The following is a 13,272-nucleotide window of genomic DNA, read 5'->3' as shown; positions in this document are numbered from 1 at the left end:
CCGCCTGTGGCGAGGCTGGGGCCTCGGGGCCGTCCGCCGTTGGCCGGCGGACGGTGATTCAGCGGCTGTGTGCCGGGGCGGGCCAGGCGCCGGCAGGGCGGGCGGGCGCGGCAGGCTTCGGCTGTGCGCGGTGGCGGGAGCCGATGAGGGTGGAGCGGCCGGCGTCGGTGAGGGTGACGGGCTGGCCGACGACCAGGTCGCGGGACGTGTCCCTCGCGACAAGGCCGTGGTGTTCGAGGCGCTGGAAGGCCATGTAGTCCACGAGGCGACCCTGGGTCGTCCGTACGGAGACCCGGTGGGTGTGCAGGTGCTCGCGGATGGTTCCGCCGGCGGCGAGCGAGAGCAGGGCGGCCAGGTCGTGCGCGGCGAGTTCGGCGCTGATCGGGGGCGTAGGCGGAGCGGAGGCCCGAACCGTCTCCAGGGCAGCGGCGGCGCGCAGTTGCTTCTCGTCCCGGTCGGCAACGGCCTGGGCGAGATCCCGCAGGGTCCGGCTCATCCGGTCGAGCAGGGCGGCGTCGACGAGGTGCGTGCCGGAGGAGAGCTGCATCAGCACGTTGCGGTGGTAGGCGACCGCGGTCTCGGCAGTCCCGAGGTCGCGGTGCGCGGTCGCCAGGGCGGCGCGGTCCTCCGAGAGCAGCCCGGCGTGGTGATCGTGATGCAGGCTGGCCAGGTCTCCTACGGCTTGCTCGATCGGTCCGTCCAGAGCTGTCGGCGCCGCCTGGGGCGCAGCGGTCACCGGGCCTCCCAGAAGCCCGCGCAGTCCGGGCAGAGGGCAGCGAGGAGGGCCGTGCGCCGGTACGACTTGCGGCGTCGGCCGTCGGGGAGGGTGATGTCGCGGCTGGAGACCTCGTACGGGCGCAGCAGCGCGGCCAGCCTGGTCTGTGTGAGGGACGCGTACGGCCAGCGTCCCTCGGCCACGCCCGGCAGGGTTCGGAGGCCGTCGACGAGGTCGGCGGAGGCCAGGGCGTCCGGGGAGCCGTACGCGGAGAAGACGGCCAGGCAGGCAGCCGCGATGCACTCTCCGCCGAGAGGGCGACGGGGGAAGCAGCACGGGTCCATCGGAGGAGCAGCCTGGTCCCGTTCGGCCTCGGCCGGCGCAGCCGGGACCGAGCAAGAGTGGTCGCCCAGCAGCCGGTTCACCTCCCGCCTCGCGGCAATCAGGTCCGTGAGGACGGCCACGGTGGCCGCAAACTCCCCGCCGCCCTGAGGGTCGGGGACCGTCTTCGGGCCGTCGATGATGTCGCGCAGCTCGTCTTCGAGGTGGTCCTGGCGGGTCTTCGCGTCCAGGAGGGCCTGGTGGTGCGGGTTCGGCGCGGGTGCGGGAACGCGGGCGAGTTCGTCGTCCAGGAACGCGTCGAGGAAGCGGAGGATCGGGCTGCGGGTGGTCAACGCTGAGGTCCTTTGGGATCGGTGGGGGTCGTGGGCGAGGTGAAAAGGTCCGCCGGCCGCCACGGCGGCGCCGGCGAAGTAGTCGCGGCGGACCTGGTCGCGGGCTGAGGAGCGTTGCTCTGCAGCTGGGGCGGGATGGTGCGGGCCGCGTGGACACGAGGCCCGGCTGGTGGGCGCGGCCGGTTCACGCGGGCGCGGACGACGTCGTACACCTCGTGCCGGGCGCGGGGCCGGACGGCGACGATGTGCGCCTCGACCGTGTGCTGGGAGTCGGGCGGGGCGTTCTGCAGGCGGTAGACGATCCGCCACTCGGAGCCGGCGCCGAGGTAGAGCTTGCGGTACTCGCGCAGCTCGTAGGCGAGTTCAGGGCCGGTGATCCGGGCCCGGACCACGCCGTCGATCAGGTCGAGTGCCCGGTCCCGGATGTCTTGCGGCAGGACATGAAGGTCCCTGAGGGCCCCCGGGTTGAACGACAGCCCGTAGGCGGCCGGGCGGGGTTCGGTCGTCATGACGCGGAACCGGCTTCGGTCGAGGGCGCGTCACCGTTCTCCTGCCGCGATCGGGCGTCGCGGGCGAGGGTCCTGGTCGACGGTCCGGGACCGCGAAGGAGACGGTGCTCGGGGCGTTCCGGGTCCGTCTGGCAGGCGCTGAGCGGGCCGCCGGGCGAGCGGACGTGGGCCATGGCGTGGGTGAGGAAGTCGCGGTGCCAGATGAACATCCCGGATGCGCCGGCGTCCGGCTCCTTGTGCTGCTGGTAGGCCATCCACAGGGCGTGCAGCCACGCCACGACGTCGAGATGCTCCTGCCACTCGGGACACCAGGGCGCGGCGGTGGTGATCTCGGCGCCGTAGACGTCCATCAGGACGTCGTCGACCCAGTCCGTCAGGGAGGCCAGTTCGTCCTCGAACTCGTTGCCTTCCAGCTCCAGGATGGGCTTGGGCTCCGGTGGCGGGGTGAAGGCCGGCATGCCGGGGAAGCCGGCGAACGGCATGCCGGCGGACCGCGGGTCGGTCGGCGGGGTGGCTGCGAGCCGGTCGATGACCCGCGCCTGCTCGGCCGAGCGGTCGAGGAGTTTCCGGACGGACACCTCGATCGATTCGAGGTCCGGCTCCGGAACACGGACGGGCTCCAATTCCCCGCCGTCGGGGGTCTCGGTGAATTCGGACACGAAAAGGATCTCCTTGCAGCCGGAGCCGGTACTCAGTGGATCCGATGGTCCGGAGAATCCCCGGTTTCGGAAACCGGGGATCGGCCGCTATATTGCGCCCTTCCGCTCAGGCCCCGAGGACGAAGTCCTCCTGGGACGCGGTCTCCCGCAGGGTCTGCGACAGGCGCTCGGTGGCGACGGCCGCGTACTCCTCGGTCTTCTCGATGCCGATGAACTGCCGCCCTTCGAGCAGGGCGGCCACGCCGGTGGAGCCGGATCCGGCGCAGAAGTCCAGGACGGTGCCGCCCGGCGGGCAGATCTTGACGAGCTCGCGCATCACCGAGACGGGCTTCTGGGTGATGTGCTTGCGGTCCTTGCCCGAGGGCTGCGAGGCGCTGTACAGGCCGGGCAGGTAGACCGGGTTCGCGGAGGCGTTGACCCGGCCCTTCGCTCCCCAGACGATGAACTCGCAGTCCTGCCGGAACTTGCCCTTCTGGGGCCTGGCCTGCGGCTTGTGCCAGGTCAGGATGCCCAGCCACAGCCAGCCGGCGGCCTGGAGGGCGTCGGTGGTCGCCGGGAGCTGGCGCCAGTCGGTGAACAGGAGCGCGGTTCCGCCGGTCTTCGTGGCCCGGTGCGCCTCGGTCATGATCTGCGTCAGCCAGAGCGTGTAGCTCCTCTGGTCCATGTTCTCGCCCGTGAAGTCCGGCAGGGCGTGCTTGGCGTCGGCGGAGACGTACTTCTGCCGGGCTGAGCGGCTGGTGCGTTCCTGCGCGGTCCGGCCACCCGAGTTGTACGGGGGGTCGGTGATGACGGAGTCGGCACAGCTGTCGGGCAGGTTCGCCAGGACGCTCAGCGCGTCACCGTGGTGCAGGGAAAAAGACATGAGGATGCCCCAATTCGGAGGAGGAAACAGGAGGAGCCCCTGAGAGCGCGCCAATGCAACGGAGGCCAAGCTCCGTCGGGCGCAAAGGGGGGAGGCCGAAACAGTAAGGCACGATCCCCGGTTGAGAAGCATCACCGCCGAAACGCCAAGAAAAGCGTTCCGATTCCGGCCGGCGATTTCGGTGACCGGGGATCCGGGTTTACTGTCTTGTCATTGCCCGGCGGACACCGCCGATGGCACCCCTCCCACTCCTGCCCAGGAGGTCCTTGTGTTCCGTCCGTGACCCCGCACGCGCTCCGCGCCGCCCCGAACCCCTTCCCTCCCAGCACCACCGACCCCGACACGGAGGCCACTGATGTACCGCCCCTGCTGACGCCGCCCACACGTTCCTCGTCTTCCCCGCTTCACGGAGGTCCCTCTGATGTTCCGCCCGTAACCCCCTTGCCTGACGGGGTGCGTGAGCCAACACGCACCCCGCCCAGCCCCCTCGCAACACCGCTCCGGCCGCACGGCCCTTCCTCTCGACACCGTGCGGCCGGAGCCCACCTCGAAGGACTCGCCATGTCCCAGTCCCGTCCCTCCCCGTCCCCAGGCCACCGCTTCGCTGCCCGCCGCCCGGAGGCCGCTCGCGAGTGAAGGGCATCGCCGCCGCGATCGGCGCGCTCTGCCTCCCGCCTCTTCTCCTCGCCGGAACGGCCGTGGTCGCCGCCGCCGGCGGGTCCTCGGCCGTGACAGTGCCGTCCTGCACTACCGCCCCGGTCGACGCCGCCGCTGTGCAGCAGCAGGTCGCCGCCGTCCTCGGTGGTTCCGGCGCCAAGGGTTCGCGTATCGAGGGCCTCGAACTGCCCGACGAGCAGATCCCGCACGCCCACACCATCGTCGCCACCGGCATCGATCTCGGCGTCCCCGAACGCGGCCAGGTCGTCGCGCTGGCCACCGCGATCCAGGAGTCCCGCCTGCGCAATCTCGCCTACGGCGACCGCGATTCGCTCGGCCTGTTCCAGCAGCGCCCGAGCCAGGGCTGGGGAACTCCCGCTCAGATCCGCGACCCCGCCTACGCCAGCAGGAAGTTCTACGAGGGCCTGCTGAAGGTCTCCGGCTGGCAGCAGATGACGGTCACCCAGGCCGCGCAGGCAGTACAGCGCTCCGGTTTCCCGGACGCCTACGCCCAGTGGGAACCCCTCGCCCGCGCCCTGCAGCAGGCCCTGGTGACCGCACTCCACGCGCCCGACGGTTCCGCAGACGAAGCACCGGCCCAACAGCCGGCCGACTCGTGCGAGCCGCAGAGCGGCGGTCCCGCCACCGGCCCGATCCCCGAGGGCACGGTCCCGAAGGGATACACGATCCCCGCGGACGCCGACCCTCGCGCGAAGACCGCCCTCGACTGGGCCATGCACCAGCTCGGTACGCCCTATCAGTGGGGCGGGTCCTGCAAGGACCCGCACGGCCAGGACCCGCTCAAGCGCTGCGACTGCAGCTCCCTGACCCAGCAGTCGTACAAGGAAGCCGGCATCACTCTCACCCGGGTCTCCCAGACCCAGGCACACGAAGGCCGACCCGTCCCCCTCACCCAACTCCGCCCGGGAGATCTCGTGTTCAGCCGGGGGACCACGGCCGCCCCTGAGCACGTCGGCCTGTACGCGGGCCACGGGCTCGTCATCGAGGCGCCGCGCACCGGCCGCAACATCCGGTTCAGCACGCTCGCCGACTACGCCGCCCACAGCGCGCGCCGGGTCCTCTGACACCGGCCCCGCCCGGCCCGCCCTTCCGAGGCGCCGGGCGGGCCGGGCCAACTTCGCGCCGCCGAGCGCTTCTCCCCTCCCCTTCCCCTCTTCTCCCGTTCCCCGGCACGGGCCGCTGAGCCCTGCCCGCACAAGGAGCGCACCACCATCTCCCCCGCCACCCTCACCGCCCTCCCGTACGACCATCTCCTGCTCGCCTTCGATCCCGGCGTTTCCCCGAAGGGCGGCGGCCTGCCTGGCCTCGAAGTCCTGCGCACCGTCGTGAACAGCATCAATCTGTTCGGCATCGTGGCCGTGGTCGGCGCTCTCGCCGTCAGCCTCGGCGTATGGGCCTGGGGCCACCACACCGGCGGCCACCAGGCCGAGGCCAACGGCAAGAAGGGCGCCGTGGTTGCCGCCGGCGCCGCCCTCGGGCTCGGCGCCGCCAACGGAATCGTGGCGTTCTTCTCCGCCCTCGGATCCCAGGTCCAGTGATGGGGAAACGTTCCCTCTCCCCCAGGGCCGACTGGCGGCCATCGCGCCGAGTCGTCCTCGCCGCCGGCGCACTGATCACGCTGCTGCTCGTGGCCGGTGCGGTCGCCTGGTGGACCGGCAGCAGCAAGACGGTCGACGCCGCGCCGCACGCCACCGCCTCACCCACCGCCGGCGCCACCGATGTGGCTCCTTCCCCGGCCGGCGAATCGGCGGCGCCGGTAGCCGGGCCGCTGCCGGTCTCCGACCCGCTCGCCTTCGCCCGGGCGGCGGCGACGATGCTGTGGTCCTTCGATGCCCGAACCACCAGCCACGCTGAGCAGCTCGCCGGGATGAAGTCCTGGATGACGTCCGAATCCGCGTACGCGGACTGGGACTCCGTGCAGGCCCAGATCCCCGACCCGGTCCTGTGGTCGCGGCTGAAGGACAACGGCCAGCACGCCACCGCCACCGTCTCCGAGGCGCACTTCCCCAGTGCCTTCAAGCAGGCCATCGCCGACGATCCCGCCGCGATCACCGAGGCGTACATCTACGCCGTCACCGTGCGCGGCAAGACCCAGCTGGCCTGGACCGGAGGCGGGTCGGGCGCCGAGGACCGCCAGATCACCCTGGCCGTCCAGTGCCGGCCCGGCGCGGACTGCCGCCTGGTCGCCGTCGCCCCGCGCGTTGCCCCATAGCCCTCTTCCCGCTTCTCCTGACCCGAAAGGACGCCCGACGTGGGCTTCTGTGACCTGCCCGTCGCCGGCTCGATCTGCGACATCGGCGACGCGATCGAGTTTGCCTCCGACCCCGTCGGCGCGATCGGGAACTGGATGGTGCAGAGCGCTGGTGACCTCGCCGCCGCGGCGGCCGACCTGGCTGCCAAGGCCATCGACCGCACCACCGCCATCGACCTCGGCGCGAGCTGGTTCCGCGACCACTACTCGACGATCCTGCCCATCGGCCTCGTCCTGCTCGTCGCCACGTTCTGCGCCCAGCTCGTAAAAGCTGCGATCACGCGAGACGGCCAAGCCCTCGTCCAGGCGCTCACCGGAACAGCAAGCGGCGTTCTGTTCGCCTGCTGCGCGATCACCTTCACCACCGTGGCCATCGAAGTCGTCGACGCGCTGTCCGCCGGCTTGTTCGCGGCGGCCGGCACGGACATCGCCTCCGCCGTACGCCGGATCGTCAAGGTCTCGCAGATCGGTGCCGTCGCGGGACTGGGCTGGCTGGTCGCGGTCATCGCCGCGCTCGCCTCGGCCATGGGAGCGTTCCTGTTCTGGTGCGTGATGATGGTCCGGAAGGTCGGCATCCTGATCATGGTCACCCTCGCGGTCTTCGCGGGAGCGGGCGGCGGCTGGGAGGTCGCCCGCCGGTGGCGCCGCGGCTGGATCGAGGCCACCGCCACCCTCGTCGTCTCCAAACTGTTGATGACGATCATCTTCGTCCTCGGCATCTCCGCGCTCGGCGAAGCCGACAGCAAGGACGGCCTCGCCGCCCTGGCGGACGTCGCGGCAGGCATGGTGATCATGCTGCTCGTGCTGCTGTGCCCGTACATGGTCTTCAAGTTCGTCCACTGGGCGTCCGAGGGCACAGACGGCGAATCCATCCACCGCGCCGGTGGCGCGGGAGCTTCGGTGGCCCGCCAGCACGCCGAGAACGCCGGCCGTAAGGCGGCAGCGGCAGCGGCGACCGCCGGCACGGGCGGCGCCGCCGCCGGAGCCGGCGCCGCAGGAGGCGCCCAGGCCGGCGGCGGTGGCTTCCCCGGTGACATCGCCGCCAACCCCGCGACCAGCACCGGCATGCAGAGTGAAGGCTCCAAGGGCGACTCCGAGAGCCGTCTGCAGGACCTCCTCCAGCAGACGATCTCGCCTCAGTCCCGGGGCGGCGGCGCGACCGACGGGCAGGAGGGCGCCCCTCCGAGCTGGAGCGGGAACTGGGCCGGCGGCGAGGCGGCCCCCGCGGGGCAGCAGAGCGGTGGGCTCGGCAACAGCTCGGCTGCGGTGCCGCCCGCTCACGGAGCCGCGAGCAGCGACTCCGCCCCCACCGGCCCGCCGACCGGCCTGTAGCCGCCCCTCCCGTACACCCGCCGCCGGGAGCAGGGACCCGTCCTGCCTCTCCCCGCCCCGGCTCCTCCCTCCCGGAAGCGATCGTGTCCTCCGTTCTCACCGTCAAATTCCCTACCCGGTCACGCCGCGGCATCCTGCTCGGCCTGACCCTCCCCCAGCTGGTCCTGGTCTCCTCCACCCTCGCCGTGCTGCTGGCCACCGTGGTGACCGCGGGCCTGTTCGGCGCCATCCTTCTGACGCCGCTGTGGCTCACCACCGCCGTGCTGGTCGGGGTACGGCGAGACGGCCGCTCCCTGATCGACTGGGCGCCGCTGGTCGCCCGCTTCGCCCACCGACGGCGCACCGGCCAGACCCTGTGGCGTACCCGCCCCGTCTCCCGGCCCCAGGTCGAAGGACTGCTGCACCTTCCCGGCACCGCCGCCGCACTGCGCGTCGCCACCGCCGAGTCGGGAGCCGCCGCCGTCCACGACCCCCACGGCCAGACCCTGACCGCCGTCGCCCGCGTCAGCTCCCGCGCCTTCGCCCTGCTCGACCCGGCCACCCAGAACTCCAATGTCGCCGCGTGGGGCCGGGCGCTCGCCGGCATCGCCCGCACCGGACGCGTCGCAACCGTGCAGGTCCTGGAGCGGACCGTGCCGAACTCCGGCGACAGCCTCGCCCGCCACTGGGCCGAGCACGGCAACCCCCAGACCCCGGTCGCCGGCCAGATCTACACCGAACTGCTCGCCTCCGCCGGACCGGCCGCCGCCCCCCACGAGGCGTACCTGGCCATCGCCCTGGACCTGAAGGCCGCCAAGCGCCTGATCAGCCAGGCCGGCGGCGGTCTCGCCGGTGCCTTCACCGTCATGGAGCAGACCACGTCCTCGGTCGCGCAGGCCGCCCGCAACGCGGGCCTGACCGTCTCGGGGTGGCTGGGGGCCCGGGAGATCGCCGCCGTGCTGCGCACCGCGTACGACCCGGCGGCCACTGCGAACCTGCAGCGGTGGTCCGAGACCGGCCAGGCCGAGGCCGACCCCGCCGCCGCGGGACCGGTCGCCCAGGTCGAGGAGACCGACCGTCTGGTCACCGACAGCGCCCGGCACGCCACCTTCTGGATCGAGAACTGGCCGAGGACCGAAACGAACGCAGGCTTCCTGCACAGCCTCATGTTCAGCGCCGGCGTCAGGCGCACCCTCTCTCTTATCTACGCGCCCCAGGGCATCGACTCCGCCCTGCGGGACGTCCAGCGGCGCAAGGCCGCGATCATCGCGGACGCCTCCGAGCGCCAGCGCCGCGGACAGGTCGACTCCGAGGCCGACAGCGTCGAGTACGCCGACGTGAAGACCCGCGAGAAGCAGCTCATCTCCGGCCACGCCGACGTCGCCCTCACCGGGCTCCTCACCGTCTCCGCCGACACCGACCAGGACCTCGACGCCGCCTGCACCCAGATCGAGACGGCCGCCGCCGACGCCCAGGTCGACCTGCGGCGCCTGATCTACCAGCAGGCCGACGCCTTCACCACCGCGGCCCTCCCGCTCGCCCGCAGCACCCTGTAGCCCGCCCGCCGCCCGACGGCGTCCTCCTCCCCCGCGAGAAGCCCATGTCCCCTGATGCCCGCCGCGACGCCTTCGATGGTGACGCGTACCCCTACCTACGGGCCGCCACCGCCGGCCTGCGCCACCACACCCGCGCCCAGAGCGCCATCGACGAACCTACGGCCAGCAACCGGGTTCACCTCGACGCGCTTCACGCTCACCTCACCGCCCTGCACCGCCTCATGGACCAGGCCGCCGACCAGACCCGGCCGGAACGTCCGGCAGCCGGCCGCCACCTGGCCACGGCCCACGCCCGCCTGTGGCAGGCCGCCGACTCCGTCCACGCGGCCTTCCACCTCGTCCCCGCAGCCACGGACGACGAGAAGTGCCAGCCCGACCGTCTTCCCGAGGGGCCGCCGTTCCTTACCATCTGCCAGCGGCACCTCGCCGCCGTCCACGCGATCCGGCGCAAGACCACCGCCGCCGACCTCGCGTCCTGAACTCCTCCCCACCGGAAGCGATCCGTGTCCCACCGCCGCGCCAGCGCCACCCCCCTGTTCACCCCGCACGGCATCGACCGGGCCCAGCGCCGGGCTCTGCGCAAGCAGACCGCCCGCGCCGAAGCCCGGGCCCGCACCGCCGCCGGCACCGGACCCGACCAGCAGTCCGACGAAGCGGCCTTCCCCGCGCCGCTCTACCCGCCCACCGGACGTCCCGGTCCCGCCTCCGCCCGCGGCAGGCGCCTCAAGCTCCCGGCCCACCGCATGACCACCGCCGTCGCCAGCGCCGCCTACCCCTTCCTCGCCGAAGGCGGCCTGGGCGCCGACGGCATCTACATCGGCAAGGACCTGCACGCCGAAGGGTCGTTCACCTTCGACCCGTTCTCCCTGTACGGGCGCGTCGAGGGCTTCACCAACCCCAACGTGCTGCTTGCCGGAGTGATCGGCCAGGGCAAGTCCGCCCTCGCCAAGAGCCTGGCCCTGCGCTCCGTCGCCTTCGGCTACCGGGTGTACGTCCCGTGCGACCCCAAGGGCGAGTGGACGAGCGTGGCCAGAGCCCTGGGCGGCGAGTCCATCGCGCTCGGCCCCGGGCTGCCCGGCCGCCTCAACCCCCTCGACGCCGCGCCCCGGCCCTTCTCGGTGCCGGAGGCGGAATGGGCAGGAGAAGTCCGCACCCGCCGTCTGCTCCTGCTCGCCTCCCTGGCCCGCACCGTCCTGGGCCGTGACCTGCTGCCCATGGAGCACACCGCCCTCGACCTCGCGCTCGACACCACCGTCACCCGGGCCGCCGCCACCGGCCGCGAGCCCCTCCTCGGCGACATCGCCCACGCCCTGGCCGATGGTCCCGGCCTCGAACTGGCCGGCGGCCTGCTCGCCGGACGCCTCGGAGACGCCGCCCGCGACCTCGCCCACGCCATGCGCCGCCTGGTCTTCGGCGACCTGGCCGGCATGTTCGACGCCCCGTCGACCACGGTCTTCGACCCCTACCGGCCGATGCTCACCGTCGACCTCTCCCGCCTCGGCGGCAGCGACGACACCGGGCTCGTTCTCGCGATGACCTGCGCCTCCGCGTGGATGGAAGCCGCCCTCACCGACCCTGCCGGCGGCCGACGGTGGGTGGTCTACGACGAGGCGTGGCGCGTTCTGCGCCACCCTGCTCTCCTCATGCGCATGCAGGGCCAGTGGAAGCTCTCCCGTGGCCTGGGCATCGCGAACTTGATGGTGATCCACCGCCTGTCCGACCTGCTCTCCGCCGGCGACGCCGGCAGCCAGAGCCGCGCCCTGGCCGAGGGCCTGCTCGCCGACTGCAGCACCCGCGTGATCTACCGGCAGGAGACCGATCAGCTCGCCGCCGCCTCCAGCCTCCTCGGCCTGACCTCCGTAGAAGCCGGAGCCCTGTCCCACCTCAGCCGGGGTCGCGGCCTCTGGAAGGTCGCCGGCCGCAGCTTCGTCGTCCAGCACCAGCTCCACAAAGCCGAGTTGGACCTCTTCGACACCGACGCTCGCATGCACTGAAAGGTCCCGCCATCCCCACCCATCGCATCCTCCTGCCGGCGAAGGGCCCGAACCACCGACGCTCTGCCCGGAGGGGAGGTGCACGCTGCGCTATCTCGGCACTCCCTCCAGCCCTGACATACGCGCTGCGATGAGTTCCGGACTCCTCGGCTGCATGACCACCCCCGCGCAGGGCAGCCGAATCCCGGAGGGGGCTCTCTACGCCTGCGACAACTCGAAGTTCGGGAGCGACGGGAAGGGCCGGTACTGGCCCGGCACCCCTTCGTGGTTCGCCTGGCTGCAGCGGACCGTCGAACGGTACGGGCCCGACCGCTGCCTGTGGGCGCTCGCTCCGGACTGCCCCTTCGACGCCGTCGCCACCCTCGCCGAGTCCCTGCCGCTGCTGGCCCGCATCCGCGCCCTGGGCGTCCCTGCGGCCTACGCCGCCCAGGACGGATGCGATGCCCCCGGGCTGCTGCCGTGGAACGACTTCGATGTCCTCTTCCTCGCCGGATCGACCGACTGGAAACTGGGCCCCGTCGCCGAGCGCCTGGCCCGCGAGGCCAAATCCCGCGGCAAAGGCGTGCACATGGGCCGCGTCAACTCACGCACCCGCCTGCAGATCGCCGAGTGGTTCGGCTGCGACAGCGCCGACGGCACCTACCTCACGTACGGGCCCGACCGGAATCTGCCGAAGCTCCTCAGCTGGCTCGACGAACTCGACGCACACCCCTCCCTCATCGCCGGCGCACGGCCTTCCACTTCCCCCGGCGCACCACCCGCGCAGGTGCGGCGCGTGCTCCCACGGCCCGAAGCCGCTGCGCTACCAGGCAATCGCCCGCCTGCCGCGAGCAGTACGCCTTCCACCCTGCCGACCACACGAGGTCCACGCGCCCCGTCTCGCTGACGAATGGAGCTTCTCCTGCACCCTGATTTCGAGTTGTACGACAACGTCGGCCACACCTCTGACCAGATCCACTCCGCTCATGCTGGCATCGCCACCACGGCCGACCTCCACCGTTGGGCCCGCCGCGACGCCGCAGCGCTCCTGCAGCGTCACGGCCTCCCTTCTCCCCCCTCGCGCGCCTTGGACCTGCGCCCCTTCGAGGCGACGCTCGCCCAGACCACGACGACCGCCGAAATCAGCGTGGTCGTCCTGGCGGCACTCAACGCCGCTGACCAGATCATCAGTGATCTGAACACGTTCCTGACGGAGGCCGGGGACCGCTACCACAGCCCGGCTCTCACCGAGCCTCGACGGTTCCTGTGGACCGCCGCCGCCGGGCTCCTCGCCTGTATGAACGATGCGGCCGAGGGCGTCGAAATAGCCCTGCGTGAAACGTACGACCCGGCTCCCGCTCGACCGGCGCCGAAGCCGTCGCCGGACCTCCCGCCGCCGCCACCCAGCCCGCCGTCCTCCGGCCCCACTCCGAGCCGCTAAAACACTCCTGGAACGTGATTTGTCCACCAGATCCTTCATCGCACGCCCCACCGACCCCTCGACGGGAAGCCGGTACGCCGGCCGTTACTGCCACTTCGACGGCTATCCCGAGAACCAGCTCCCGCTGCTGCTCGGTGCTCTGCAGTATCGCTTCGCCGGCGACCTCGAAGCACTTCGCCGTCACATCGTCGACGCCCCGCACGACTGGTCCGGCCTCGGCATGGACCTCCTCGAAGGCGCCCCCGAGCACGTACTCAACGCCCTTGACCCCCATGCGGAACGCTTCCCCAGTCGCCCCCTCGACGACGTCGTCACCCCCTCGGGCGCCCCGGTCGAGCCCATCACCGTCACGCAGGCCAACGCCGACGGTCTCGAATGGGGATACGTCCTGCACGATCACGGCATCGAGGTCATAGCCCTGACCTGGGACGACCGCGGAGGCCCCGTCGTGAGCTGGGACACCTCCCCTCTCACGCGCTTCCAGGGCACCCCGTCCCTCTGGGGCCGCGATCGGCCCGTGCCCGTCCGGCCGTCCCGTCCCACGCTGAAGGTCGTCCCGCCCGTCAGCACCCTGCCGGTCACGGCCAAGTCCCGCGTCACCCGCTGAACCCCCAACTCCAGGAGCCCCTTCCTGTCCGCCCCG

At 72.1% G+C, this 13,272-nt stretch carries 15 protein-coding genes; 10 read left to right on the top strand and 5 right to left on the bottom strand.

What is annotated here, in order from left to right; all coding sequences use genetic code 11:
• Positions 1-58: 58 nt before the first annotated feature.
• From ACIP5O_RS11030 to ACIP5O_RS11010, 5 genes are all read right to left on the bottom strand, one after another.
• Positions 59-736 carry a hypothetical protein gene (locus tag ACIP5O_RS11030; protein WP_401291278.1) on the bottom strand — a complete coding sequence of 226 codons (678 nt, stop codon included), beginning with the start codon at positions 734-736 and terminating at the stop codon, positions 59-61.
• Positions 733-1,389 (bottom strand): DUF3631 domain-containing protein, encoded by a 657-nt coding sequence (locus tag ACIP5O_RS11025; protein ID WP_401291275.1) that lies wholly within the window; start codon positions 1,387-1,389, stop codon positions 733-735. The genes ACIP5O_RS11030 and ACIP5O_RS11025 overlap by 4 nt, the downstream gene beginning before the upstream one ends.
• The gene (locus ACIP5O_RS11020) at positions 1,386-1,898 is read right to left on the bottom strand and encodes a hypothetical protein (RefSeq protein ID WP_401291273.1); all 513 of its coding nucleotides are present in this window, start codon (positions 1,896-1,898) and stop codon (positions 1,386-1,388) included. Before ACIP5O_RS11020 ends, ACIP5O_RS11025 begins: the two co-directional genes overlap by 4 nt.
• Positions 1,895-2,557: a DUF4913 domain-containing protein gene (locus tag ACIP5O_RS11015; protein ID WP_401291270.1), complete on the bottom strand. Its 663-nt coding sequence runs from the start codon at positions 2,555-2,557 to the stop codon at positions 1,895-1,897. Before ACIP5O_RS11015 ends, ACIP5O_RS11020 begins: the two co-directional genes overlap by 4 nt.
• Positions 2,558-2,663: 106 nt before the next feature.
• Complete coding sequence (locus ACIP5O_RS11010; RefSeq protein ID WP_401291268.1) at positions 2,664-3,419, bottom strand: DNA-methyltransferase; 756 nt, start codon at positions 3,417-3,419, stop codon at positions 2,664-2,666.
• A gap of 632 nt (positions 3,420-4,051) precedes the next feature.
• On the opposite strand from ACIP5O_RS11010, the gene ACIP5O_RS11005 reads away from it, so the two are divergent.
• The 10 genes from ACIP5O_RS11005 to ACIP5O_RS10960 all read left to right on the top strand — a co-directional run bounded on the left by ACIP5O_RS11005 (position 4,052) and on the right by ACIP5O_RS10960 (position 13,236).
• Positions 4,052-5,161: a C40 family peptidase gene (locus ACIP5O_RS11005; RefSeq protein ID WP_401291266.1), complete on the top strand. Its 1,110-nt coding sequence runs from the start codon at positions 4,052-4,054 to the stop codon at positions 5,159-5,161.
• Between the two features lie 189 nt (positions 5,162-5,350).
• A complete protein-coding gene (locus tag ACIP5O_RS11000; protein WP_031008868.1) occupies positions 5,351-5,635 on the top strand; it encodes a DUF6112 family protein in 285 nt (94 codons plus the stop codon).
• Positions 5,635-6,309 (top strand): hypothetical protein, encoded by a 675-nt coding sequence (locus ACIP5O_RS10995; RefSeq protein ID WP_401291263.1) that lies wholly within the window; start codon positions 5,635-5,637, stop codon positions 6,307-6,309. Before ACIP5O_RS11000 ends, ACIP5O_RS10995 begins: the two co-directional genes overlap by 1 nt.
• A gap of 39 nt (positions 6,310-6,348) precedes the next feature.
• Positions 6,349-7,680 (top strand): ATP-binding protein, encoded by a 1,332-nt coding sequence (locus ACIP5O_RS10990; protein ID WP_401291261.1) that lies wholly within the window; start codon positions 6,349-6,351, stop codon positions 7,678-7,680.
• A gap of 83 nt (positions 7,681-7,763) precedes the next feature.
• Entirely contained in the window at positions 7,764-9,215 is a 1,452-nt protein-coding gene (locus ACIP5O_RS10985) for an SCO6880 family protein (protein WP_401291258.1), read from the top strand.
• Positions 9,216-9,259: 44 nt separating this feature from the next.
• Positions 9,260-9,694 (top strand): DUF6238 family protein, encoded by a 435-nt coding sequence (locus ACIP5O_RS10980; RefSeq protein WP_401291255.1) that lies wholly within the window; start codon positions 9,260-9,262, stop codon positions 9,692-9,694.
• 24 nt (positions 9,695-9,718) lie between these two features.
• Positions 9,719-11,209, top strand: a complete 1,491-nt coding sequence (locus ACIP5O_RS10975; protein ID WP_401291252.1) for an ATP-binding protein — start codon at positions 9,719-9,721, stop codon at positions 11,207-11,209.
• Positions 11,210-11,339: 130 nt separating this feature from the next.
• Positions 11,340-12,095, top strand: coding sequence for a hypothetical protein (locus ACIP5O_RS10970; protein ID WP_401291250.1), 756 nt, complete (start codon positions 11,340-11,342; stop codon positions 12,093-12,095).
• A gap of 3 nt (positions 12,096-12,098) precedes the next feature.
• On the top strand, positions 12,099-12,629 hold the full coding sequence (locus tag ACIP5O_RS10965; protein WP_401291248.1) for a hypothetical protein: 531 nt from the start codon (positions 12,099-12,101) through the stop codon (positions 12,627-12,629).
• A 19-nt stretch (positions 12,630-12,648) separates the two neighbouring features.
• Positions 12,649-13,236, top strand: a complete 588-nt coding sequence (locus ACIP5O_RS10960) for a hypothetical protein (RefSeq protein ID WP_401291246.1) — start codon at positions 12,649-12,651, stop codon at positions 13,234-13,236.
• Positions 13,237-13,272: the final 36 nt, after the last annotated feature.

It is taken from the genome of Streptomyces sp. NPDC088915 (genome assembly GCF_044749825.1).
Lineage (GTDB): Bacteria > Actinomycetota > Actinomycetes > Streptomycetales > Streptomycetaceae > Streptomyces.
Note: the sequence above shows the minus strand (reverse complement) of the source record. Positions and strands in the feature narration are given on the sequence as shown.